Raw genomic sequence first — 24015 nt, 5'->3', positions numbered from 1 at the left:
CCTTGGTAGGACAGCCACCCGGAGAGCACCGGGCGGACCCGACCCCGAGGAGCCCCCATGCCCACGCCCGTCACGATCATCGGCGCCGGACTCGGAGGACTCACCCTGGCCCGCGTCCTGCACCTGCACGGCATCCCGGCCACCGTCCACGAGGCGGAGCCCTCCCCCACGGCCCGCGCACAGGGCGGACTGCTCGACATCCACGACTACAACGGCCAGATCGCCCTCACCGCCGCCGACTTGATGGCGGAGTTCCAGGGCATCGTCCTGGAGGGCCGCCAGGCCATGCGGATCCTCAGCCCGGACGGTTCCGTCCAGGGCGAGGTCGCCGACGACGGCACGGGCGGACGCCCCGAAGTACAGCGCGGCGAACTGCGCCAGATCCTGCTCGACTCGCTCCCGGCCGGCACCGTCCGGTGGGGGCACAAGGCCACCGGCGTCCGCGCCATCGGCGGAGGGCGCCACGAGGTGACGTTCGCGGACGGCGACACCGTCGTGACGGACCTGCTGGTCGGCGCGGACGGCGCGTGGTCCCGGGTCCGGCCGCTGCTCACCGCCGTCACGCCCGCCTACATCGGCAAGTCGGTGGTCGAGACCTATCTGTTCGACGCCGACCACCGCCACCCCGCCACCGCGGAGGCGGCCGGCGGGGGGTCGATGATCGTGCCCGCGCCGGGCAGGGAGATCTTCACGCACCGCGAGAGGGGCGGCACGCTCCACGCCTACATCGGCCTGTCCGAGCCGCAGGACTGGTTCGCCGCCATCGACTTCACCGACCCCGCCGGGGCCGCCGCTCGGATCGCCCGGGAGTTCGACGGCTGGGCGCCCCAGCTCACCGCGCTGATCACCGACAGCGATGTCGCGCCGACCCTGCGCCCCCTGTACGCCCTGCCGCACGGGCACCGCTGGAACCGGGTGCCGGGGGTGACCCTCCTCGGCGACGCCGCCCACCTCGCGGCCCCCAACGGCGAAGGCGCCAACCTGGCCATGCTCGACGGCGCCGAACTCGGCCGGGCCGTCGCCGCGCACCCCGGCGACATCGAGGCCGCGCTCGACGCCTACGAGCCGGCCATGTTCACCCGGAGCGCCGAGCCCGGCCCTCTCGACGGCATGGAGGACCACGAGATCGACTTCGAGAACGGCGCGGGCCAGGCCATGCTGGAGCTGATCACCGGCCACGGGCGCTGAGCCGTCGGGGCGGCGGGGCGGGTCATGAGCCGTGGCCGGAGGTGGTGCGGGGGCGGGGGTGGCGGGTGATGGCGCCGGGTGGGAAGTGCTCGGCGCCGAGCACTTCGTCTGCGTCGTAGAGGGTGACGGTGAGGTCCGGCATGCCGCGCAAGGGGGTGAGGTCGACCTGCCGGTGCCCGTCCGAGCACGTGATTTGCAACGTCGTGAGGCGGGGCAGAGCCCTTCGTACGCGGGCGAGATCGCCGAAGCCGTCGCGGCAGTTCAGCCGCAACCGCCGGATGTCCGCTGATGGGGGCAGTCGTTCGAGCATGGACGCACTGGCATCGGCCTGCAACATGAGGAGATCCAGCCGCGGAAGGGACGATACGAGCGGCAGTCCGTCGACGAAACCGTACAGGTTCAAAGCGGTCAGCTTCTGCCAGCGCTCGATCCCCTCCAGCGTCCCCAGACTCGTGCAGGTGTCCTCCCCGAGCCTGAGGCTTTCCAGGTCCGCGTGGACGGGCAGCGTGCGAAGGCCCCCGGGTTCAAGGTCCGTATGCAGGCCCAGATGCCTCACCTGCGGGAGATGACGGAGTGCCTCAGCGCACTGAACCCGGCTTCCGGTGAGGTCGAAGCTCCTGATGGTCGTATGAGCCAGCGCGGAGAAGTCCGAGAGGTTGGGGCAACTGGCCAGGCTCACGTGGGCCAAGCGGGGAAGAACACGAAGGAACCCCGCCTCCAGCAGCTCGGAGTTGCTGTCGAGATAGAGCCAACGCAGCTCGTCCGACGCGACCGCTTCGGCGATGTCGCGGGCCGGGACGTCGCCGTGCAGGTAGACGCGCTGAGGCGACGGCAGGATGCGCAGCAGAGCGAGCTGCTCCCTCGATTGGACGGACACGTGGCTGAGGCCGGGCAGGAGACTCAGCACTTCCTGGGCGTAGTCGGTCGCGTCGAAGTTGTACCAGCCGTTCTGCAGCGCGATCTGCACGTCCTCGACGGCACTCGCACGGAACTTCTTCATCACCGTCAGCGCGGCGTCGCCCCCGACGAGAACGGCGGTGCGGACGACCGCCTCCGCCTCGTCGTCCTCCAGGCCGTCCGGCCCGGGAAGCAGGTCCAGGATGACAGGCCCGGCCGCGGCCAGCGCCCGCGCTTCCGCGCCGCTGCGCGGCGGCAGCAAGCCCTCCGTACGCCGACGCACCTCCACCCGCACCCCCGGGTCCAGCTCCGTCGCGTACTCCAGGCAAGCCGTGGCCAGCAAGTGCAACCGCACCCGGTGCTTGGCCACGCGGTCGCCGCGGGCGATCAGGCGGCGGAGCAAGGTCGCGCGTTCGGCGGGGCGGGCGTGGGCCACGGCCATGCGGAGGACGTCCTCCCAGCGGCTGTCGTGGGCGTTGCGGACGAGGAGCGGGAGGTCTCGCGCCTCGACGGCGGCCTTGGCGCCGAGGTAGTCCTGGAACGTGCGGTGAACGAAATCGACCGTGTCCGCGCTGGGCCGGCGGAGCAGACCCGAGCGGGCGAGGAGATGGGCGAGGACGGCCTCCGCGTCCGCCTGCCGGGCCACGTGCGGCATCGCGGGCAGCACGTCGGCCACGAGGTCGACGGCGGTGCCCTGGTCCAGCTCGGACTGGTCGTTGCGGATGAGCCAGTAGGCCAGGCGTTGCAGGATCTGGACGCTCTGGTGCTCGGTGAGGCAGAGGCCCTCGGGGGCTTCGATGTCGCGCTCCCGGTCGCGCCGGTGGAGGAGCATGGACAGGGCGGCGCCGTACAGCTCCATGCGGCCGTGCGGCAGATGGCCGCGCCGGTCGCGGTGGAGCGCGCAGACCAGGGCGCACAGCAGCGGCGTCGTGGTCAGCCGGGACAGCTCGCGCTGCGAGCGCACCGCGTCCTTGAGGGAATCCCCGAGCGCGGCCAGGTGCGCGCGCTCCGGCCCGGTCGGGACGCCGGCGGCGGCCGCGTCGTGCCAGCGGGTCAGGAACACCGCCACGTCCCGGCTGCCCATCGGCCGCACCGTCAGCTCGGCGAAGCCGCCGTCGGCCAGCCAGCCCTCGGGCACGGCGGAGGGCCGGGTCGTCACCACGTACGCGGCGCGCGGGTAGGCCGCGAGCAGCTCGTGCAGCCATTGCCGGGTCCGGGCGCGCTGCGCCTGCGGCACCTCGTCGAGGCCGTCGACGAGCAGCAGCCCCCGGCCGTCCAGGAGGACCTGGTCGGCCCAGCCGGGCGGCTGAGCGCCCGCGCGGGGGCAGCCGGTGGCGGCCAAGTACTCGTGCGGGGCGGGCAGTTCACCGCGCCGGACCAGCGTCCGCAGGGGCAGCACGAAGGGCACGCGCTCCGCCAAGTGGGCCAGTTCTGCGGGCAGTTCGCGGCGGGCCGTGGCGACCGCGAGCCACTGCACCAGGGTGGTCTTGCCACTGCCCGCGAGGCCGCGCACCAGGACCCGAGAGCGTCCCGCGAGAGCCTGCTCCGCCCGCTCGACGTTCATCGCCGTCCCGTCGGCGCGGCCACCGGCGAGCGCGCCCGGGGGCAGTCCGTGGGCGGGCGTGGCGAACTCCAGGCTGAGGTACGCGGCGTCCAGCGGCCAGCAGTTCCGCTCCGGCCGTGACAGGTCGAGGCCGATCACCGAGAGCTGCCCGTACCGGTGCGCGACGTACTGCCGGTACCAGGTCTCGAACCGCTCCCGCCCGTCCGCAGGGGCGGCGGGCGGGACGGCCCGGTCCCGGAGGCGCAGCAGCTCCTCCGGTTCGGCGCCGAGCGCGACGGCCAGGGCCGCCACCGTCGCGTCGCTCGGCACGCCCGCGCCGTTGAGGGCCTGGCTCACGGTCGTGCGCCCGAGCCCGGCCCGCCGGGACAGCGTGATCATCGAGAGGCGCCGCCGCGCGCGCAGGTCCCGCAGCCGCCTCTTCAGGTCCGCCAGCGCTTCCGTTCCGTCCTCGCTCGCCCCCACCGGCCCCTCCACGGATTGCGCCCCCTCGTCGTCCGAATCCGTTCATCTTGGTCCAACCGAACGTCGTCGTACGGGACTTCGGACATCTTCCTTTCCACCGGACACCCGCTCCCCTCGGAAGGGAACCCCCTCATGAACTCCACCCAGGCCCCCTGGGCCCTGATCGCCCTCGCGCTGGTCGCGGCGGTGCTCACCGCGGCCCTCGTCGCCGTCACCACCGCCCTGCTCGCCCGCTGGGACGGCGCCTCCGTGCCCGCCGCCCTGCTGCGCGCGGGCGCCGCCTTCGGCGCGGCGCTCACCCTGGCCACCGCGCTGCTCGCCCTGTGCCTGCCGTGGGCGGGCCCGGCCGCTTGACACCCCAAACATGGGATGTTCCCATGTTTGGGCGCCCAGAGGAGACGTACGTCCACGAACCCGCCCCGCAGAGAGGCCCCCGCCGATGCCGCTGCGCACCACCGCACGGACCAACCTCGTCGATCTCGTCATCGCCCAGATGGAGAGCCTCATCGCCGACGGCGAGTGGCCGGTCGGGGCGAAGATCCCGGCCGAGCCGCAGCTCGTGGAGCAGCTCTCCGTCGGCCGCAACACCGTGCGGGAGGCCGTCCGCGCCCTGGTGCACACCGGGATGCTCGAACCCCGCCAGGGCGACGGCACCTATGTGCGCGCCAGCAGCGGCCTCGGCGCGGCCGTGCAGCGGCGGCTGCGTGAGGCGGGCGACCTGGAGGCGTACGAGGTGCGCGCGTCCCTGGAGCGGGACGCCGCGCGGTACGCGGCGGAGCGCCGCACCCCCGAGGACCTCGCCGTGCTGCGGTCGGCGCTCGCCGAGCGCGGCCGGGCCTGGGAGGCCGGTGACATCGAGGCGTTCATCGACGCGGACATGGCCTTCCACCGCGCGGTGGCGGCCGCCGCCCACAACAGCGTCCTCGCCGATCTGTACGGGCACCTCAGCGACGCGATGCGCTCGACGCTCCAGTCGGTCGTGGGCGCCCCGGTCCCGGACTCCGTACGGCACCAGATCGGGGGCCACCGGGCGATCCTCGACGCCATCGAGGCGCGGGACCCCGCCGCGGCCGAGTCCGCCGTCCTCGCCCACCTGGCCGAGGGCATGGCCGCGCTGCGCGAGCAGCCGCTGGACGGCGCGGACGCCGACGGCACGGCCGACGCGGGCGCGGACACCCCCGCGCCCACCCACTGACACCCCACCCTTCAGGAGACACGGCATGCGCAGGGAAGCGCCCGCCGCCACGGCCACCGTGGCGCGGGACGACGACACCACCGGCACGGCACCCGGCCAGGCCCCGCCCGGCGTCACCGGGCGCCGCGCGCTCTACCTCGGGCTCGGCGTCGTCCTGCTCGCCCTGAACCTGCGCCCCGCACTCGTCGCCGTCTCCCCGCTCGCGGACACCATCCGGGACGACAGCGGCATGTCGGCCACGGCCACCAGCCTCCTCACGGCGCTGCCCCTGCTGTGCTTCGGCCTGCTCGCGCCGGTGGCGCCCGGGCTCGGCCGCCGCTTCGGCATGGAGCGCTCGCTGTTCGGCACCATGGCCCTGATCTGCGCGGGCACCGCGCTGCGGATGCTGGACTCGGTGGTCGCCCTGTTCGCGGGCACGGTCGTCATCGGCGCGGGCATCGCCGTCGCCAACGTGCTCCTGCCCGGCCTGATCAAGCGGGACTTCCCGGCCCGCGCGGGCTTGATGACGGGCCTGTACTCGATGTCGCTGTTCGGCGGCGCCGCGCTCGCGGCCGGTGTCACCCTGCCGGTGCGGGACGCCTCGGGCATGGACTGGCGGACCACCCTCGCCTGTTGGGGCGTGCTCGCCGCGCTCGCCCTCGTGGTGTGGCTGCCGCAGGTGCGCTCGCGCACCCGCGTCGGCGCGGCGGCGGCCCGGCAGGCGGCCCACCCGGTGCGCGGCCTGTGGCGCTCGCCCCTGGCCTGGCAGGTCACCGCGTACATGGGGTTGCAGTCCCTGAACTACTACGCCGCCGCGGCCTGGCTGCCGACCCTGCTCCAGGACTCCGGGATGAGCGCGGGCGACGCCGGGTGGATGCTGTCGTTCTCGGCGCTGCTCGGCATCACCGGCTCGTTCGTGACCCCGGTGATCGTCGGCAGGCGGCTCAGCTCCGGCCTGCTGTCGACCCTCGGCGCGGTGCTGTGCGCGGCCGGGTACGCCGGGCTGCTCGCCGCCCCGGTCGGCGGCGCCTACGTGTGGATGAGCCTGCTCGGGCTCGGCCAGGGCGCCGCGATCAGCCTCGCGCTGCTCTTCCTGGTGCAGCGGGCCCCGGACGCCCGGCACGTCGCGCAGCTGTCCAGCATGGCGCAGTGCTTCGGCTACGTCCTCGCTGCCACAGGGCCCGCCATCCTGGGGGCCGTGCACGACGCCTCCCACGACTGGACGATCCCGGTGGTGGTGCTCCTGGTGCTGCTCGTCCCGCAGGTCGTGGTGGGCCTCGGCGCGGCCCGCGACCGGCACGTGAGCGGAACCGCGTAGAGCGTGCGGACAGCCCTGTGGGGCGGGCCGGTCGGGCCCGCCCCACAGGGCTTCACCTCGGCGTCCGGGAGACGTCAGGGAGTCTGCTTGGTCACCTCCAGGTCGGCGGTCGGCTTGGTGACCCTGCCTCCGGGAGGCCCAGTGGTGCTGGAGTTGTTGCCGGCGACCGGGTCCTTGGTCGCCGACGACACCGTGGCCGTGTTGTCGAGGTCGTCGCCGTCACCGGTGTAGGTGGCGGCGAGCTTCACCTTGAACACCCAGCTCACCGAGGCGCCCGGCGCCAGGGTCGCGAGGGGCCCGCAGGTCACCGTGCGGCCCGCGGTGCACGGGTCGTCCGACGAGACGAAGCCGAGCGCCGTGGGCAGGACGTCGGACACCTGGACCTGCTCGGCCTGGGACGGGCCCCTGTTGGTGACCGTCACCGTGTAGTCGAAGGTCTCGCCCGGGGCGACGGGCTCGTCCGTCGCGGGCCTCTTCACGATCGCCAGGTCGGCGGAGGGCGCCGCGACCCCGCCGTCGGGCGGTCCCGCGGTGTCGGTGTCGTTGTCGCTGGCCGGGTCGATGTTGTCGGCGGTGACGTGCGCGGTGTTCTTGATGTCGCTGCCGTCGCCCTGATAGGCGGGGTCGACCTTGACCGTCAGCGTGTACTCCACCGTCTCGCCGACCCTGAGCGGGGTCGTGCGCCGGCAGTTCACGACCTGCCCGGAGACCGTGCACCCGGAGGGCGACGAGGAGACGTACGACAGGCCCACGGGCAGGTCGTCGGTGAGCCTGACGTTGTAGGCGTCGGCCGACGGGCCCCTGTTGGTGACGGTGATCTTGTAGTCGAAGTTCTCACCGGGGCGCGGCGCGGTGTCGCCGACGGCCGTCTTGGTCACGGCCAGGTCGGCCGTGGGCTTGTTGACCTTGCTGCCCGGAAGGCCGGCCGCCGCGCTGGTGTTGTTGGCCGGGACGGGGTCCGCCGTGTCCGAGGAGACGGTCGCGGTGTTGCGGATGTCGCTGCCGTCGCCGGTGTACTCGGAGTCGAGGCGGACGGTGAACGTCCAGGTCCTCGACGCGCCCTGTTCCAGGACGGCCTGCGGCCCGCAGGTGACGTCCTGGCCGGAGGCCGTGCAGCCGTCCGCCGAGCCCACGAAGGAGAGGCGGGCGGGCAGGGTGTCGGTCGCCTGCGCGTTCAGCGCCCGGGAGGGCCCGTCGTTGGTGACGGTCACGGCGTACTCGAAGGTCTCGCCCGGCGCGATGGGCGTGGTGGTCGTGGGCTCCTTGCCCGCCCACAGGTCGGCCTGGGGATCGGAGACGCCGCCCGGCGGGAGGACCGGCCTGCTCGTGTTGTTGCTGAGGTCGGGGTCCTTGGAGTCGGAGGTCGACGTCGCGGTGTTACGCAGGTCGGAGCCGTCGCCCTGGTAGGCGGCGCTCAGCTTGACCTTGAACGTCCACGTCACGGAGGCACCAGGGGTGAGCTTCGCGTGCGGGCCGCACGTCACCCGCTGCCCGGAGGCCGTGCAGGGGTCGGCCGACGACACGAAGGTGATGCCGTCGGGCAGCGTGTCGGTGGCGGTCACGTTGCGGGCGTCCGAGAGGCCCGCGTTGTAGGCCTGGACCTCGTACTCGAACTCCTGTCCTGGCACGGTCGGGCCGGTGCCGATGGCGGTCTTCACCGTCGACACGTCCGACTGGGGCGTGAAGGGGCCCGGCGGCGTGACCGGGTCCGGCTTGTTGTTGTCCGGGTCGGGGTCGGTGGCGTCCGACGTGCCCGACGCGCTGTTGCCGAGGTCCGAGCCGTCGCCCTGGTAGGAGGAGGACAGGCGGGCGAGGAACGTCCACCTCTTGGTCTGGCCCACACCGAGCTGCGGCTCGGGGCCGCAGGTCACCGTACGGCCGCTGGCCGAACAGCCGTCGGCGGACGACACGAACGACATGCCCTCGGGCAGCGTGTCCGAAGCCGTCACGTTGCGCGCCACCGAAGGCCCGTTGTTCTTCGCCGTCAGCGTGTACGTGATCAGCCCGCCGGGCGGGGTGTCCGCCCGGCCCGCCGCGGGCAGGGCGCGGCTCAGCTGGGTGGTCACCCGCGGCGCGGAGCCGGACGGCGCCGCCGCCCGCGCCGGGGCCTGGCCGGACCACTGCGGCAGCGCGCAGATCAGCGCGGCGACCGCCGCGCCCACGAGGGCGCGTCGGCGATGTCGTGTCGTACTCATCTCACATCGGTTCCGTTCGTGCTCCGGTCACGTACACCGCTGTACGGACGCGCGAGGGGAGGTGTCCCGCCACCGTGGCGGGGCCCGTCAAGTGGGGGTGTTCTCGGCCGTCTTGCCGAGTTCGAGGTCGGCGGTCGGGGGCTCGACCCGGCCGCCGGGCACGGTGGCGCTGCCGCTGTTGTTGCCGGTGTCGGGGTCGGCCGTGTCGGCGGCCGCCGTCGCGCCGTTGAGGACGTCCGTGCCGTCGCCGCTGTAGCCCGCGTCGAGCCGCACCCGGAACGTCCACGACGTGGAGGCCCCCGGCGCCAGGGCCGTGACCGGTCCGCAGGTGACCGTGCGGCCCGCCGCCGTGCAGGCGTCGGCGGACGACACGAAGGTGAGCGAGGTCGGCAGGGGGTCCGTGACCCGCACGGCGCGCGCGACGGACGGGCCCTTGTTGGTGACCGTCACCGAGTACGCGTACTCCTCGCCGGGTGCCACCGTCGCGCTGGTCGTCGTGCGCTTGACGGTCACGAGGTCGGCGGCGGGCGCCCGCACCCCGCCCGGGGGCAGGGCGGCCGTGCTGGTGTTGTTGGCGGTGTCGGGGTCGGTGACGGCGTGGGTGACCCTGGCGACGTTGCCGAGGTCGGCACCGTCGCCCTGGTACGCGGCGTCGAGCTTGACGCGGAACGTCCAGGACACCGTGGCACTCGCGGCGAGCCTGGCCGCGGTGGGGCAGGTGACGGCACGCCCGGAGGCCGTGCAGCCGTCGCCGGACGACACGAAGGTCAGACCGGTCGGCAGGGTGTCGGCCACGCGCACGTCGGCGGTGTCGGACGGCCCGTTGTCGCGGACGGTGATCCGGTACTCGAACTCCTCGCCCGGCCGCACCGGGCCCGGCCCGACGCCCGCCTTGGTGACGGAGGCGTCGGCCAGCGCGGTCACGGCGGTGGAGGCGGAGGCGGTGTTGTCCGCGGGGTCGGTGTCGGTGCGGTTGCCGGGGGCGATGACCGTGGCCGTGTTGGTCAGGGTCGTCGGCTGGGCGGGGGCGGTGCCGGTGACGGTGTAGGTCACGGAGCCGCCGCGCGCCAGGTCGGCGGTGGTGTCGAGGGGCCCGGTCCCGGACGCCCTGCCGCAGGCGCTGCCCGTGTCGGCGGAGCAGGTCCAGGTCACGTCGGTGAGCCCGGGGGCCGCGTCCTTGACGGCGGCGCCGGTCACCGCGTTGGCGTCGCTGTTGGTGACCTTGACGGTGTACGTGACCGGTCTGCTCCCGGCCGCGGCGGTGGCGGGCTTGCCGGACTTGGCGAGGCTCAGGTCCGTCGGGACGTTGATCTTGAGGTCGCCGACCTCGTGGTTGTTCGTGGCGCCGCCGGTGCCCGCCGAGAAGCCGACGCGCAGGGTGGACGGCAGCGACGGCTGGCCCGTGATGGTCGACACGTCGTAGTCGCTGATGAGCTTGGTGAACGCGGTGTCGGGGCCGGAGTCCGACCAGACGGACACCAGGGCCTTGCCGTCCTTCGGCTGCACCGCGATCCGCACGGTGCGGAACTTGGCGCGGCTGCCCGTCTCCACGGTGCCGCCCGGGCCGCTGGCCGACGTGCCGAACCGGTAGCCGGTGGTGCCGCTGCCGCCGCCCCGCAGCACGACCTTGTTGGCCTGGGTGCCCGGGCCGCTCGCGCCGGTCATGCTCGACGAGAAGTTGCCGAATTCGTCGAGGCCCACGCCGAGGAAGGCGCCGGGCACGCCGCTGCTGGTGCAGCGGATCGCGCTGCCCGCGCAGGCGTAGCCGAGGGCGCCGCCGAGCGCGCCGGTGCCGGTGGCCGCGGAGCCGTCGGCGAGGAAGAAGGCCATGCCGTCGCCGCGCTTGCCGTCGAAGGTGGCGCCGCCGTAGGTGGCGTACGTGAACTCCGCGACGATGCCGAGGCTCGTGGGGAAGGCGTCCTTCATCTGCCACGAACCGGCCCTGGACGCCTGTGCCGGGGTCAGCCGCAGCCAGCCGTCCGAGTAGGAGGCGCTGCCCGTGGCGGTACCCAGGTCGTTGCCGTTGTCGAAGCTCTCGTGGACCGGGAAGGCCAGCTCCGCCCGCGCGAGCGAGGCCGCCGCCGGGGCGAGCGCCCCGCAGACCAGGGCGCCGAGCGTGCCGAGCGCGAGCAGCAGGGCGGTGAGCCGCCCCGGCCCCGGACGCCGGGAGGCCGTCACCGCCGCGGCCCCCGGCCCGTCCCGCGGCGCCGGACCGCCGCCACGAGGAGGCCGCCGCAGGCCACCGCCGCGCCCGCGACCCAGCCGAGCCAGGCGGGCACGTCACCGCCGGTGTCCGGCAGTTCGCCGTGCTCGCCGGTCTTGACGTACACCGTGTACGGCTGGTTCTGGTTGTCGCTCGGGTCCGGGTCCCTCGTCGTGGAGGTCACCGTGGCGACGTTCTCGATCCTGCCGAGGTGGCGGGTCCGCGCCGTCGCCACGCGGACGGTGAGGGTGTACGAGACCGAAGCGCCCGAGGCGAGGCGGTCGGGGCCCGGGCAGACGATCAGCCGCCCGCCGTCGTCCGGGGCGCAGCCGTCCGGGGAGCCGACGAAGTGCAGCCCCTTGGGCAGCGGGTCGGTCACCCGCAGCCCGCGTGCGGTGCCGGGGCCGTGGTTGAGCACGGTGATCCGGTACGTGAAGGTCTCCCCCGGGCGGACCCAGGAGCGGCCGCCGGGCAGCACGGCCGTCTTGGTCAGCGAGAGGTCGGCGCGGGCCCAGTCCGGCGGGACGGGCAGGCCGGTCACGGACGCCGTGTTGTTGCTCGCGTCGGGGTCGCGGGTCTGGGAGGACACCGAGGCCAGGTTCACGATGTCCCGGCCGTCGCCCTCGTAGTCGTCGGCGAGGCGCACGGTCACGACCCAGGTGTGGGACGCGCCGACGGCAAGCTCGGGCAGCGGGCCGCAGGTGACGGTCCGTCCGCTCGCGGTGCAGCCGTCCGCCGACGACACGAAGACGAGGGCCTGGGGCAGCCGGTCCTGGACCGTGACGCCGACGGCCTGCGAGGGGCCGTGGTTGACGGCGGTGATGCGGTAGGAGTACACCCCGTCCGGCCCCGGAGCCGCACCCGCCGCGCGCCGCCCCGGCCCCGCCCCGGGGCGCGACCGGACCTCCAGGTCGGCCCTGGAGGACGAGGCGGGGCGGCCCCGGTGCTCGGGGGCCCGGGCCGACGGTGACGACGACGGGCCTGAGGCCTGGGGGGCGGCGCCGATGCGTCGGGGCTCAGCCTCGTCGCGGGGAGCACGCGGGGCGCGCGGGGTGCCCGGGGTGCGCGGGGGCGGGCCCGACCGCGAGGGAGCGGCGGCTTTCGGCGGGGCGGACGTGCGGGCGGGCGACGCCTCACGCGGCGACGCCTGCGGGCCCTGCCGGGGCGCCCCGGAGCCCGTGCGGGGCACCGAGGCCGAGGGCACGGGCGTACCGGAGGGCGGGCCCGAGGGGGAGGCCGCCGCCGCTGCCGGAGAGGGGGAGGCCGCTGCCGCCGGTGCCTGCGAGGGGGACGCGGGCACGGGCCCCGAGGGCGACGGCGACGCGCCCGCGCGGGGTGACGCGGCGTCACCGGAGGGCGGGGGCGCGGACACCGACGGCGGCACTTCGGCCCCCGACGCACCGGACACCGGCCCTGCCGCCGGGCCAGAAGCCGGGCCTGAGGCCGAGCCTGAGGCCGGCCCTGCCGCCGGGCCTGAAGCCTGGCCTGCCGCCGGGCCGGGTGGCGCGCTCGACGGCGACGGTGCCGGCGGAGCCGCGAGCGCGGCCGCCGTGACCGCCGCCGCGGGCGGCGCGACCAGTGCCGCCGCACCTGCCGCGAGCGCCACCGCGCCACGCGGCCAACGGCGGACAGCCGCACGCCCTCTGAGGTTGTGTCGCATCGAGAGAGACCCCTTCACATCGGGCACGGCAAGGCGGCACCGTTCCGGTCCGACCGAAACGCAAGATCTGTTTATCCGACTTTTTCCGCTTTGAGATGATCAAGAGGGGCGAACGAGTGAGAGGCGGACACCGAACAGCCCAGCGGGAGCGGCACCCTGAGGCCCCGTGAGCCGCGCACACCACGACGAGACCCCAGGCCAGGGCCTGGGGTCTCGTCGTGGCGGGGATCCCCCGAGCTAGCGGACCGTCAGCTCCGCGATGCCGGGGCGCTCCTTGGCGTCGGGCTCGCCGTGTACCGTCACCCGGACATAGCGGGCGAGCCGCGCGGAGCCCTCCGTCCGGTGCCAGTGCCGCCCGTCGAGGGACACCTCCACGGCATACGACTTGGGCTCGACTCCGGTCCACGTCGGCGTGACCTCGCCGACGCGGACAGGCTCGCCGAGGTCGGCCGTGAGGGCGCCGCTCGTCTCGTTCGGCACCCAGGCCGTCGCCGTGTTGCCGTCCACGGCGGCGCCCGCGTACATGCCGGGCTCCTCCGACGAGGCCTTCGCGGCGACGCACCGGGCCGCGTTGCCGGTGGGCGCGAGGTCGGGGCGGCGGGTCTTCAGGACGACCGGCGCGCCCTCGCTGACGACCTGCTCGCCCCGCGGCGTGTCGAGCGTCATCGGCTTCCCTTCGGTGAGCCGTACCGTCGTGCGGTGCGCGCCCAGTTCGATGTCGTACGTCCGCCCCTGCCAGGTCAGGCCGCGCAGCGTGACGCCCTCGCCGAACTGCGGGGGCAGCGTCGGGTCGAGGCGCAGCCGGTCCTCGCGCATCCGCATGCCGGTCAGGCCCTGGGTGAAGGTCTGGAGGAAGCCGCCCTTGCCGGTGAGGAAGTCGTGCGCGGGCGAGCCCGACAGCGGATCCTCGGCACCGGCCTTGTCCCCGCGGGCCTCGGAGAACTGCGCGAACGGGCCCCGCACGAAGGGCTTGATGGACCGTTCCATGTACGTGTACGTGGAGCAGCCCGGCTCGCCGATCCCGGCGGCGTCGATGGCGTGCACCGAGTCCGTCATGGCGGGGCCGTCGGGGTCGGTGCGCTGCGCGTAGTAGTCGAGCGTGGCGGCCGCCGCGCCCTCGGGCATCCGCCACTCCAGCGGATACATCAGGAGCACCGTGTCGGCCTGCTTGATCTTGCTGCCCCGGTAGCCGTCGTACTGCTCGAAGACCTTGCGCCGGGCGTCGTACGGGATGCGGATCCTGTCGGCGATCCGCGTCCAGGCGGCGGGGGCCCGCTCGCCGAGGATCTCGGCCGCGCGCGTGGCCTGGCGCAGGGCGGTGGCGGCGCCCGCGTTGGTGAACACGGCGTCGTCGACGCCGTTGCTGTACTCGTCCGGGCCCGCGGTGTCCTTGATCGAGTAGCTGCCGTCGGCGTTGCGGCTGACGCGGCCCGCCCAGAACTCGGCGATGCCCTTCAGGACCGGCCAACCGCGCTCGCGCAGCCAGGCGGTGTCCTTGGTGGCCAGGTAGTACTGCCAGGTCGCCAGGGAGATGTCGGACTGGAGGTGGATCTGCGTGCGACAGTGCGGCGGGTCGACACTGTGGCACTCCTTGGCCAGGTCGCCCGAACTGCCGCTGTTCCAGGGGTAGAAGAGCCCCTTGTAGCCGAGGGAGCGGGCGTTGGCGCGGGCGGCCGCGCGGGTGCGGTAGCGGTAGTCGACGACGGGCTCGGCCAGCTCGGGCCGGGTGGCGAGCAGCCCCGGGTACATCCAGGTCTCGGCGTCCCAGAAGATGAGGCCCGCGTAGTTGTCGCTGGTCAGGCCCGTCGGCGCGATGCTGTTCGCGGCGCCCTTCCGCGTGCTGGAGAGCAGCCCGTACTGGGCGGAGCGCACCCACGTCTGCCAGTCGCGCCGCCCCGGCACCTCGATGTCGCTGCGCCACAGGCGGGCCCAGGCTGCGGTGTGGGCGCGCAGCAGGGCGCCCCAGCCGCGGTCGGCGGCGCGGCGGGCCGCGGCGGTGGCGGCCTCGCGCGGGGCGCGCGAGGTCAGGGCGGTGTCGACGCCCACGTACTTGGTGAGTTCATAGGTCCGGCCGCCGCGCACGGGCAAGGTGAGGCTCTGCCGCGCGGTAAGGCCGCGGGCGCCCGCCGCCCTGCGCTCCCGGGCGTCGCGCACGCCGTGCCCGGCGCGCAGGGTGGAGGCCACGGCGCCGTCGACCTTGGTGCCGTCCGTGCGGAAGGTGACGTCCATGGCGGGGCCGGGGCGGCCGTGCCGGGCGTCGCCGGTCCGGTCGCCGCCGCCGGTCTGCCGCACCCGCCGCGCGCCCCGGCCGTCGACGAGGTCGGTGACGGTCGCGGCGCCGCTCCAGTGCGGCCGCATCAGCAGGCGTACGGCGCCCACGTGCGGGTCGGCGCGGTGGGCGACCACCTCGTAGACCAGGTCGGTCCTGCGGCCGTCGGCCGCGGTCCAGGTCAGGGTGGTCCGCACCAGGCCGCAGTGCATCAGGAGGCTCTGCCGGTAGGCGGAGACGCGACCGGGCGGCGTCGAAGAGTTGAAGGTGTCGCCGTGCTTCCCGCCGGTGGTGACGGTGAGCGGGGTCCAGGTGGGAAGCGCGGCGACGGCCTGCCGGTCCGCCGCGGTGCGCGGGTTGTGCGCGTACAGGCCGGACACGAAGGAGCCGTCGTAGCGCGGGGTGTACAGCGGCCAGCCGGTCTTGGCGTCGCTGTCGGCGTACCCGGTGCCGTTGGGCGGGACGCGCTGCCCCAGGTAGCCGTTGCCGACGAAGGCGTGGTGGGTGTCCTTGGGGTCGATACGGGTGCTGTCGAGGGACCAGCCTTCGCCCGTACGGCAGTTGGCGGGGGTGGCGGCGGACGCGGTCCGCGGCTCCTGCTGCGCTCCGGCGGTGGGCGGGACGGCGGCGAGGAGCACTCCGGCGAGTGCCGCCGCGGACAGACGGGCGGCACGGGGCCGCGAGACCAGGGAGTACGTCATTGTTCTCCGTCATGGTGATCTGTGAGGGTCCACGGACCATAAATTTTGTGAACGAGTCACGTCAATATCCGTGCGCCATCAATCAATTCCTTAAGACAAGGCGGGTGGATTGCGCCATCCAGCTCCCTGATGACGCACGGACGGCTCTGCCGTGACCCTCCGCCGGCTCTGCCGTGGCTCACGGCCGGGCGCTTCGTGGACGGGCGGGCGGGGCGCTCCCCTGGACGCGCGCAGGGCCCTGTGGCGCACCGCCCGCGCCGGGTAGCCTCCTGCGGGCCCGGACCACCCGACGCCCCTGCTGCCGCCCGGAGTTCACCTGTGACCGACGTGCGCACCCTCGACTACCACACCGCCGGCGAGCCCTTCCGCATCGTGCGCGAAGGGCTGCCCCCGATCCCCGGGGACACCGTCGCCGAGCGCTTCGCCACCGCCGTCGGCGCGGGGGGCGCTCCCACCGCGCCGCGCCGCGGCCCGCTCGACGACGTCCGGCGTCTGCTGGTCCGCGAGCCTCGCGGCCACTGCGGGATGTACGGCGGCTTCGTGGTGCCCGCCGACGACGAAGGCGCCCATTTCGGCGTGCTGTTCTGGCACAAGGACGGGTACTCCACGGCCTGCGGCCACGGCACGATGGCGCTCGGCGCGTGGGCCGTCGACGAGGGGGTGGTGGCCGCGCCCGACGACGGCTCCGTGCAGGTCCGCGTCGACGTCCCGTCCGGGCGTGTCACCGCCACCGTGCACCGGGAGGCCGGCCGTACGACGGGCGTCACCTTCCGCAACGTGCCTGCCCGCGTCACCGCGCGCGCCGTGCGCGTCACCACCGGCGCGGGCCCCGTCGACGCCGCCCTCGTGCACGCCGGGGCCTGCTACGCCTCCGTGCCCGCGGCCGCGCTCGGCCTCACCGTGGACCGCGCGGCGCTGCCCCGCCTCGTCGCCGCGGGGCAGGAGATCCGGGCCGCGCTCGCCGGGCACCCCGGCAGCCTCGACCCCGCGCGCCCCGACCTGTCCGGTGTGTACGGCGTCATCCTCCACGAGGAGCTGCCCCGCCGCCCCGAGGGCCCCGCCCAGCGCAACGTCACGGTCTTCGCCGACGGGCAGTTCGACCGCTCCCCGTGCGGCTCGGGCACGTCGGCCCGGCTGGCCCTGCTCGCCGAGGACGGCCACCTGGCGCCGGGCGAGGTGCTGCGCCACGAGTCGGTCGCGGGCACCGTCTTCACCGGCCGCGCGGTGTCCAGGGCGGCGGCGGGCACGGTCACCGAGACCACCGGCCGGGCCTTCCGCACGGGAGAGCACCGCTTCGTCCTGGACCCGCACGACGAGCTGCCGGAGGGGTTCCTGCCCTAGCCGCTCCCGGCCGGCCCGGAGCGGCCCCCCGCCGCACGATCCGGCGTTGCCCGCGCCGCCCGTACGAGGGAAACTGTCATCCATGTCAGGTTCGCGCGGGCCGCGGACCTTGTGAAGGCGAGCGAGGTGGACGATGCGGATCGGTGAACTGTCCCGGCGCACCGGGGTGAGCGAACGCTCCCTGCGCTACTACGAGAAGCAGGGGCTGCTGGCCGCCGAGCGCACGCCCGGCGGCCACCGCGAGTATCCGGACAGCGCGGTCGACCGGGTCATCCGCATCCAGGAGCTGTTCGCCGCGGGCCTGTGCAGCTCGAAGATCGTGCACCTGCTGCCGTGCATCCGCGACAAGGACGGGGGCCCATCCGAGACGGCGACGCCGTTCCTGGTGAGCCAGCTCAGCGCGGAGCGGGACCGCATCAACCGCATGATCGGCGACCTGGTGCGGTCCCGCGACGTCCTGGACGAGGTGATCGATGCGGCGTCCGGCTGAGACGCCCCGCCGTGCCGCCCACTGCCACCCACCGCCCAGCGGCCGCCCGCCGCCCAGCGACCCCCGCCGCCCGCGGCCGGAGCCGTGCCGGCGGGCGCCGCGTCACCTGCGCCAGAACAGGTGGTGCGTCACACCGCTCGGGCTGGGCACGACGTCGAGGTGGTACCGGTCGAGCAGTTCGTCGGGCGACTTCCAGAGCCGCGTCCCGGAGCCCAGCTCCTCCTGCGCGACCGCCACGTGAAGGGTGTCCACGAGGCCCGCGTCGAGGAACTCCCTGATGGTGGTGGCCCCGCCGCCGAGCCGCACGTCCTTGCCTCCCGCGGCCTCCTTCGCCCGCTCCAGGACGGCGGCCGGTTCGTCGTCCACGAAGTGGAACGTGGTGTCGGAGAGCGTGAACGAAGGGCGCACGTGGTGCGTCATGACGAACACCGGCGTGTGGAACGGGGGCTCGTCGCCCCACCAGCCCTGCCAGTCGAGGTTCTCCCAAGGCCCGCGCTGGGGGCCGAACTTGTTGCGCCCCATGATCTCGGCGCCGATGTTGCGCGTGAAGTCCCGTGTGAAGTAGTCGTCCAGGCCGCGGCTCCCGCCGGGGTCGGTGCGCATCGGCCAGCTCGCCGTGGCACCGGCCCAGGTGAACATCTCCCCGGGGTCCGCGTCACCGAACGGCCGCTCCAGGCTCTGGTTCTCCCCCGCGCCGAATCCGTCCCGCGAGACGGTGAAGTTCTGCACTCTCAACAGCTGACCCATAGGTCCCTCCAGTGTCGTCGACTCCGGTAGGACTCCCCCGGCCGGGGAAACTCATCGGTCGCGGCCCGACAAATCGACCCGGACGCGCTACTTCCGCCCCCAGCCGTCCCGCAGGAGCGCGAAGGCGGCGTCCAAGGCGCGCTCGGGGTCCTCGGCGCGCAGGGCGAAGGCCGACGCCTCCAGGGCGAAGTGGGCGAAGGCCGCGTACCGGTAGTCGTCCGGCCGGCCGCCGGTGGCCTCGGCGACGGCCCCGGCGAGGGCGTCCTGGTGGCGCATCCACATGCGGTGGCCGTACTCGCTGAGGGCGGGTGTCTCGCGGACGAGGCGCAGGAAGGCGGCGAACCGCGCGTCCCCGCCGCCCGCGTCGGTCCGTACGCGCTTGACGTACGCGCACAGCGCCTCGGGGATGTCCTGGCCCTCCGGCCGGTCGCGGACGGCGGCGACGAGCCCCGCCTCCTGCTCGGCGTCCTCGTCGAAGACGAGGGCCTCCTTGGCCGGGAAGTACTTCAGCAGCGTGGTGGTCGACACGTCCACCGCGTCCGCGATGTCGCGGATGGTGACGTGGTCGTAGCCACGGTCCAGGAACAGGTCCAGGGCGGTGTCGGCGAGCGCCTTGCGGGTGGCGGCCTTCTTGCGCTCACGGCGCCCCACGGTTGCGGTCATGTCTGCATCATAGAGAAAAGTGGCTCGTAGAAAAAGTTGCGTCGTTGCACTTATTGAGTGAGTGTGCTTTTGTGGCTCGGCGCTCCCGTCTCCCCTTGAGAGAAGGCACCTCGATGAACACCACCGCCCCTCGCATCGCGATCGTCGGCGCCGGCCCCGGCGGGCTGATCTGCGCCCGCGTCCTCCAGCGGCACGGCGTCCCCGTCACGGTCCACGACCTCGACGCCTCCCCCGCCGCCCGGGGCCAGGGCGGCACCCTGGACATGCACCCCGGCACCGGGCAGGCCGCGCTGCGCGCGGCCGGCCTCCTGGACGACTTCCTCGCCCTGGCCCGGCCCGAAGGCCGGCAGATGCGCGTGGTCGGCGCCGACGGCCGGCTCGTGTTCGACGGCGTCCCGCCCGAGGCCGACACGTCCGACGGCGCCCCCGAGATCGACCGCGGCCACCTGCGCGACCTGCTCCTCGGCTCCCTGGAGCCCGGTACGGTGCGCTGGGGCCACCGGCTCACGCGCGTCGAACCCGTCGGCGACGGCGTGCACCGCCTGCGCTTCGCCGACGCCACGAGCACCGACGCCGACCTCGTCATCGGCGCCGACGGCGCCTGGTCCACGGTCCGCCGCACGCTGTCGAACGCGCTGCCCCGCTACACCGGTGTCACGTTCGTCGAGACCGGCTTCGACGACGTCGACACCCGCCACCCGCGCCTCGCGGCCCTCACCGCGGCGGGCACCATGATGGCCCTCCACGACCGCCGGGGCTTCGTCGCCCAGCGCACCGGCGGCGGACACATCCGCGCGTACGTGGCCCTGAGCGTCGCCGAGGACTGGCACCGGCGTGCCGGGCTCGACCTGACCGACACCGCGGCCGTGCGCGACGCCCTCCTCGACCGGTTCGCCGGGTGGAGCGACCACCTGCTCGGCTTCGTCACCGACACCGACACGGGGTACGTCAACCGGCCCCTGCACGCCCTGCCCGTCCCCCACACCTGGGCGCCGACGCCCGGCCTCACCCTCCTGGGGGACGCCGCCCACCTCATGGCGCCGTTCTCCGGCATGGGGGCGAACCTCGCCATGCTCGACGGCGCCGACCTGGCCCGGGCCCTCGTCGACCACGCCACCGTCGACCAGGCCGTCGCCGCCTACGAGAAGGTGCTCCTGCCGCGCTCGGCCGAAGCCGCCGCGGGCGCGGCCGAGGCCGTCGACGACGCCTTCGGCCCCGACGGCGCCGCCCGGATCCTGGCCCATCTGACCGGGCGGCCGTGACACCGCCCTCCGGCGCCGCGCCTCACAGCACGGGCGCGCGCGGCCCGTTCGGCTGCTCCAGGCGCCGGTCCACCACAGTCTCGGCGACCTCGGCGACCTCGTCCCGCGCCAGCTGCCGGTAGCCGTCCTCAGTGACCAGGCACACGCGCGGGAACAGCCTGCGGGTGAGGTCGGGCCCGCCCGTGGCCGAGTCGTCGTCCGCGGCGTCGTACAGCGCCTGCACGGCGGCCAGGACGACGTCGGACTCGGACATCCCCGGGCGGTAGAGCTTCTTCAGCGAGCCGCGGGCGTAGACCGAGCCGGAGCCGGTGGCGGCGATGTCCCGCTCCTCGCTGCGCCCGCCCGTGACGTCGTACGAGAAGACGCGGCCCACGCCCTTGCCCAGGTCGTACCCGGCGAACAGCGGGACGACGGCGAGGCCTTGGAGCGCCATCCCGAGATTGCCGCGGACCAGGGTGGTGAGGCGGTTCGCCTTGCCGAGCAGGGACAGGGCGGTGCCCTCGATCTTCTCGTGGTGCTCCAGTTCGAGCTGGAAGAGCCTGACCAGCTCGACGGCGATGCCCGCGGTGCCCGCGATGGCTATCGCGGAGTGCTCGTCGGCGGGGAAGACCTTGTCGTACTCGCGGTGCGCGATGACGTTGCCCATGGTGACCCGGCGGTCGCCCGCGACCAGGACGCCGTCCGCGTACGTGGCCGCGACGATGGTGGTGCCGTGCGGGGCCTCGAAGCCGTCGTGCGGGGCGGGCAGGGCGCGGCGTGCGGGCAGCAGGTCGGGGGCATGGGCCGCCAGGAAGTCCACGAAGGACGACGTCTCGGGTGCGAGGAAGGCGGGCGGCAGGCCGCCCGTGCCGTGCGGACCGGAATTCATACGCGCCCCTCCGTACCTGCCGACGGATCTTGTCGCGCACCCTACCCGCGGCCCCAATCGGGTAACCCCGGCGGCGAGTTGAGCCGCGCCGGACCCGGGCCACGACGCGCGGGCGAAACGCGTGCCCCGTACAACCCTCGGACCCCATCCTTGGTCGAACAGGGCGCCGGAAGTACGGAACGGGGCTTTCCGGACTACCCCCGCGCCGGCCGGGCCGCCCTTCCTGACCCTTCCTCAACGGGAGCCTTCCTTGCGCAAGAACCGTTCCGCCGCCCTCACCGCGGCCTCCTTCCTGCTGCTGACCGGCGCGGGCGTGGCCGCCGCCCCCGCCGCGCTCGCGGGCACGCCCGGGAGCACGCACGCCAACGACCGCAACAGCGACTACAACGGCGACGGCCACGAGGACCTGCTGGTGGGCGCGCCCGGCGCGACCGTCGAAGGGCACAAGGGCGCCGGGCTCGTCACCGTGCAGTACGGCTCCTCGCGGGGCATCGGCACCACCCGCGTGGCCCGGCTCAGCGAGGCCTCCACCGGAGGCGACGGCACCCCCGAGGCGGGCGACGGCTTCGGCACCACCGTCGCCAGCGGCGACCTGAACTCCGACGGCTACGACGACGCCGTGATCGCCGCCCCCGGCGAGGACGTCGACGGGCAGCGCGACGCGGGCCGCGTGACGATCTTCTGGGGCACCAAGAAGGGCCTCAGGCCCGGCCTCAGCGACTGGATCGAGGCCGAGGAGCCGCGCGCGGGCGAGCGGTTCGGCACCGGGGTCGCCGCCGCCCGGTTCAGCGGCGCGACCGAGGGCGACGTCCTCGCGATCACCGACCGGGACGAGTTGGACACCTACACCTACGGCGACCAGCCGCACGTACCCGCCGGCCGGCCGTTCCTGCGGCAGTCGTCCCAGCCCTTGGCCGGGTCCGGCGGGGCACGGGCCGCCGAGCGCCGCGTCGTGCTGCCCAAGTCGCTGACCACCGGGGACTACGACGACAACGGCTTCGCCGACCTCGTGGTCTCCGGCGTGACGACGGGCGCCGAACCCGGGCACGGCTGGTCGACGTACTACTCCGGTCACGCCGAGGGCCTCACCCGGGAGCGCGAGCTGCGCGGCGGGCCCGTCGCCGCGACCGGGGACATCGACGGCGACGGTTACGACGACCTGGTGACCGGCGAGCCCGAATCCCCCGACGACGGCGGCGAGACCCTGACCGGCGGGCTCGTCGGCGTCCGCCACGGCAGCCCGAACGGCCCCTCGGCTGCGGTCAAGTGGTGGAGCCAGGGCACCGCGGGCGTGCCCGGCGTCGTGGAGAAGGGCGACCGCTGGGGCGCCGACCTGTCGGTGGACGACACGGATCACGACGGCTATGCGGACGTCGCGATCGGCGCGCCCGGCGAGGACGTCGGCCGGGTCGCGGACGCGGGCGCGGTGTGGGTGCTCCGCGGCACGCGCGAGGGTCTGACCACGCGGGGCGTCACCTCGTGGACGCAGAACACCCGCGGCGTTCCCGGCGTGGCCGAGAAGGGCGACAAGTGGGGCGCGCAGGTGCGGCTCGCGGACCCGAACCGCGACCGCCGCTTCGACCTGATCGCGGCGGCGCCCGGCGAGAACGCCGGTGACGGTGTCGCGTGGTTCCTCCCGGCCGCGCGGGGCGGCGTCACCGCCTCCGGGTCCTGGACGTTCGGCGTGAAGTCGCTGGGCGTGCCGGTCAGCGGGGCCGCGTTCGGTACGGCGATCGACGAGTAGCACCAGTTCCTGGCGGCGCTGGAAGGGCTCGGCCCGCCGCCAAGGGGCAGGGGCCGTGGGGAAGTTGGTCCGCGCCAACTGCTTGACGGCCCCATTCCGCTTGCCTTAAACCAAGTAGAAGCACCGCGGGGTTGTGAGCGCTCTCAGCGTTCACTTCCCGATGCCTGATTGTCATGCACACTCCCCACTCCCCCACGTGAAGCGATGTGATGACAGTGCTCCCTCCGGCAGCGCTCCCTCCGACAGCGCGTCCGTCGACGGCGCGTCCGGCGACAGCGTCTCCGTCGACAGCGCGTCCCCGGCGTCGCCGCGCGGCGCTCGCCGCGCTCGCCGCGGCCTGCTGCGCCCTCGCCGTGAGCCCCGCCGCCGCCTCGGCCCCGCCCGCGCCGCGCCCCACCGCGGCCCTCGCCTTCAGCGACGACTTCAACGGGCCCGCGGGCGCGGCGGTCGACGGCGGCAAATGGCAGATCGAGACCGGCGACAACGTGAACAACCACGAGCGGCAGTACTACACCTCCGGCAACAAGAACGCCGCCCTCGACGGCCAGGGCAACCTGGTCATCACCGCGCGCAAGGAGAACCCGGCCGACTACGCGTGCTGGTACGGCCGGTGCGAGTACACCTCCGCGCGACTCAACACGGCGGGCAGGTTCACGCAGACGTACGGGCACGTCGAGGCCCGCATGAAGGTGCCCAGGGGGCAGGGCATGTGGCCCGCGTTCTGGATGCTCGGCGCCGACATCGGCAGCGTCGGCTGGCCGAACTGCGGCGAGATCGACGTCATGGAGAACGTCGGCTTCGAGCCCAGCACGGTGCACGGCACCCTGCACGGCCCCGGCTACTCCGGCTCCGGCGGCATCGGCGCGGCGTACACACTGCCCGGCGGCGAGGCGTTCGCGGACAAGTTCCACACCTTCGCCGTGGACTGGTCGCCGAACAAGGTCACCTGGTCCGTCGACGGGCGGGCCTATCAGACCCGCACCCCGGCCGACCTCGGCGGCAGGAAATGGGCGTTCGACAAGCCCTTCTTCCTCATCCTCAACCTCGCCGTCGGCGGCTACTGGCCGGGCGACCCGAACGGCAGCACCGTCTTCCCGCAGAAGCTGACCGTCGACTACGTACGCGTCACGGGCGGCTGACCCCCGCGGCAGGGTGACCGAAGTCGCCCCTCGCCATGGACGAAGGTCGGGCGCGGGGCCCTCGGCACCCGACCTTCGTCCACAAGGGCCCAAACCCCCAGTGACTTGGCGAAACACCCGCACCCGGGCA

17 protein-coding genes are annotated in these 24015 nt (G+C 74.2%); 9 read left to right on the top strand and 8 right to left on the bottom strand.

Annotation, left to right across the window (positions count from 1 at the left end):
* The first annotated feature begins 57 nt into the window (after window positions 1-57).
* Window positions 58-1188 carry an FAD-dependent oxidoreductase gene (locus AC07GB_RS05245; protein WP_478841878.1) on the top strand — a complete coding sequence of 377 codons (1131 nt, stop codon included), beginning with the start codon at window positions 58-60 and terminating at the stop codon, window positions 1186-1188.
* A gap of 22 nt (window positions 1189-1210) precedes the next feature.
* Here AC07GB_RS05245 and AC07GB_RS05240 read toward each other — a convergent pair whose 3' ends face one another.
* Window positions 1211-4111: an NACHT domain-containing protein gene (locus AC07GB_RS05240; RefSeq protein ID WP_478841877.1), complete on the bottom strand. Its 2901-nt coding sequence runs from the start codon at window positions 4109-4111 to the stop codon at window positions 1211-1213.
* A 132-nt stretch (window positions 4112-4243) separates the two neighbouring features.
* Here AC07GB_RS05240 and AC07GB_RS05235 point away from each other — a divergent pair, with 132 nt between their 5' ends.
* From AC07GB_RS05235 to AC07GB_RS05225, 3 genes are all read left to right on the top strand, one after another.
* Window positions 4244-4465, top strand: coding sequence for a hypothetical protein (locus AC07GB_RS05235; RefSeq protein WP_478841876.1), 222 nt, complete (start codon window positions 4244-4246; stop codon window positions 4463-4465).
* Between the two features lie 85 nt (window positions 4466-4550).
* The gene (locus tag AC07GB_RS05230) at window positions 4551-5306 is read left to right on the top strand and encodes a FadR/GntR family transcriptional regulator (protein WP_478841875.1); all 756 of its coding nucleotides are present in this window, start codon (window positions 4551-4553) and stop codon (window positions 5304-5306) included.
* A gap of 25 nt (window positions 5307-5331) precedes the next feature.
* A complete protein-coding gene (locus AC07GB_RS05225) occupies window positions 5332-6603 on the top strand; it encodes a CynX/NimT family MFS transporter (RefSeq protein ID WP_478841874.1) in 1272 nt (423 codons plus the stop codon).
* Window positions 6604-6677: 74 nt separating this feature from the next.
* On the opposite strand, the gene AC07GB_RS05220 is transcribed toward AC07GB_RS05225, so the two are convergent.
* The 4 genes from AC07GB_RS05220 to AC07GB_RS05205 all read right to left on the bottom strand — a co-directional run bounded on the left by AC07GB_RS05220 (window position 6678) and on the right by AC07GB_RS05205 (window position 15631).
* A complete protein-coding gene (locus AC07GB_RS05220; RefSeq protein WP_478841873.1) occupies window positions 6678-8798 on the bottom strand; it encodes an isopeptide-forming domain-containing fimbrial protein in 2121 nt (706 codons plus the stop codon).
* 87 nt (window positions 8799-8885) lie between these two features.
* Window positions 8886-10976 (bottom strand): hypothetical protein, encoded by a 2091-nt coding sequence (locus AC07GB_RS05215; RefSeq protein ID WP_478841872.1) that lies wholly within the window; start codon window positions 10974-10976, stop codon window positions 8886-8888.
* Window positions 10973-12661, bottom strand: coding sequence for a DUF11 domain-containing protein (locus AC07GB_RS05210; RefSeq protein WP_478841871.1), 1689 nt, complete (start codon window positions 12659-12661; stop codon window positions 10973-10975). Before AC07GB_RS05210 ends, AC07GB_RS05215 begins: the two co-directional genes overlap by 4 nt.
* Window positions 12662-12898: 237 nt before the next feature.
* Window positions 12899-15631, bottom strand: a complete 2733-nt coding sequence (locus tag AC07GB_RS05205) for a discoidin domain-containing protein (RefSeq protein ID WP_478841870.1) — start codon at window positions 15629-15631, stop codon at window positions 12899-12901.
* 318 nt (window positions 15632-15949) lie between these two features.
* Here AC07GB_RS05205 and AC07GB_RS05200 point away from each other — a divergent pair, with 318 nt between their 5' ends.
* Complete coding sequence (locus AC07GB_RS05200; protein WP_478841869.1) at window positions 15950-16972, top strand: proline racemase family protein; 1023 nt, start codon at window positions 15950-15952, stop codon at window positions 16970-16972.
* A 133-nt stretch (window positions 16973-17105) separates the two neighbouring features.
* On the top strand, window positions 17106-17462 hold the full coding sequence (locus AC07GB_RS05195) for a MerR family transcriptional regulator (RefSeq protein ID WP_478841868.1): 357 nt from the start codon (window positions 17106-17108) through the stop codon (window positions 17460-17462).
* 102 nt (window positions 17463-17564) lie between these two features.
* Here AC07GB_RS05195 and AC07GB_RS05190 read toward each other — a convergent pair whose 3' ends face one another.
* Both AC07GB_RS05190 and AC07GB_RS05185 read right to left on the bottom strand, forming a co-directional pair.
* The gene (locus AC07GB_RS05190; RefSeq protein ID WP_478841867.1) at window positions 17565-18209 is read right to left on the bottom strand and encodes a dihydrofolate reductase family protein; all 645 of its coding nucleotides are present in this window, start codon (window positions 18207-18209) and stop codon (window positions 17565-17567) included.
* Between the two features lie 87 nt (window positions 18210-18296).
* Window positions 18297-18872 (bottom strand): TetR/AcrR family transcriptional regulator, encoded by a 576-nt coding sequence (locus AC07GB_RS05185; RefSeq protein WP_478841866.1) that lies wholly within the window; start codon window positions 18870-18872, stop codon window positions 18297-18299.
* Between the two features lie 113 nt (window positions 18873-18985).
* Here AC07GB_RS05185 and AC07GB_RS05180 point away from each other — a divergent pair, with 113 nt between their 5' ends.
* Window positions 18986-20134 carry an FAD-dependent oxidoreductase gene (locus tag AC07GB_RS05180; RefSeq protein ID WP_478841865.1) on the top strand — a complete coding sequence of 383 codons (1149 nt, stop codon included), beginning with the start codon at window positions 18986-18988 and terminating at the stop codon, window positions 20132-20134.
* Window positions 20135-20156: 22 nt separating this feature from the next.
* Here the strand turns inward: AC07GB_RS05180 and prcB are convergent, their stop codons facing one another.
* Complete coding sequence (gene prcB / locus AC07GB_RS05175; protein ID WP_478841864.1) at window positions 20157-21002, bottom strand: proteasome subunit beta; 846 nt, start codon at window positions 21000-21002, stop codon at window positions 20157-20159.
* A 250-nt stretch (window positions 21003-21252) separates the two neighbouring features.
* On the opposite strand from prcB, the gene AC07GB_RS05170 reads away from it, so the two are divergent.
* Entirely contained in the window at window positions 21253-22746 is a 1494-nt protein-coding gene (locus AC07GB_RS05170; RefSeq protein WP_478841863.1) for an esterase, read from the top strand.
* A gap of 353 nt (window positions 22747-23099) precedes the next feature.
* Window positions 23100-23885, top strand: a complete 786-nt coding sequence (locus AC07GB_RS05165) for a glycoside hydrolase family 16 protein (protein WP_478841862.1) — start codon at window positions 23100-23102, stop codon at window positions 23883-23885.
* Window positions 23886-24015: the final 130 nt, after the last annotated feature.

The sequence above is a fragment of the Streptomyces sp. NPDC045778 genome, from assembly GCF_056431945.1.
Note: the sequence above shows the minus strand (reverse complement) of the source record. Positions and strands in the feature narration are given on the sequence as shown.

Bases quoted from the DNA above. Each gene is read 5' to 3' on its own strand.
- AC07GB_RS05190 (WP_478841867.1), bottom strand. From the start codon at position 18,209: ATGGGTCAGCTGTTGAGAGTGCAGAACTTCACCGTCTCGCGGGACGGA.
- AC07GB_RS05225 (WP_478841874.1), top strand. From the start codon at position 5,332: ATGCGCAGGGAAGCGCCCGCCGCCACGGCCACCGTGGCGCGGGACGAC.
- AC07GB_RS05245 (WP_478841878.1), top strand. From the start codon at position 58: ATGCCCACGCCCGTCACGATCATCGGCGCCGGACTCGGAGGACTCACC.
- AC07GB_RS05205 (WP_478841870.1), bottom strand. From the start codon at position 15,631: ATGACGTACTCCCTGGTCTCGCGGCCCCGTGCCGCCCGTCTGTCCGCG.
- AC07GB_RS05210 (WP_478841871.1), bottom strand. From the start codon at position 12,661: ATGCGACACAACCTCAGAGGGCGTGCGGCTGTCCGCCGTTGGCCGCGT.
- AC07GB_RS05220 (WP_478841873.1), bottom strand. From the start codon at position 8,798: ATGAGTACGACACGACATCGCCGACGCGCCCTCGTGGGCGCGGCGGTC.
- AC07GB_RS05230 (WP_478841875.1), top strand. From the start codon at position 4,551: ATGCCGCTGCGCACCACCGCACGGACCAACCTCGTCGATCTCGTCATC.
- AC07GB_RS05195 (WP_478841868.1), top strand. From the start codon at position 17,106: ATGCGGATCGGTGAACTGTCCCGGCGCACCGGGGTGAGCGAACGCTCC.
- prcB (WP_478841864.1), bottom strand. From the start codon at position 21,002: ATGAATTCCGGTCCGCACGGCACGGGCGGCCTGCCGCCCGCCTTCCTC.
- AC07GB_RS05235 (WP_478841876.1), top strand. From the start codon at position 4,244: ATGAACTCCACCCAGGCCCCCTGGGCCCTGATCGCCCTCGCGCTGGTC.
- AC07GB_RS05185 (WP_478841866.1), bottom strand. From the start codon at position 18,872: ATGACCGCAACCGTGGGGCGCCGTGAGCGCAAGAAGGCCGCCACCCGC.
- AC07GB_RS05180 (WP_478841865.1), top strand. From the start codon at position 18,986: ATGAACACCACCGCCCCTCGCATCGCGATCGTCGGCGCCGGCCCCGGC.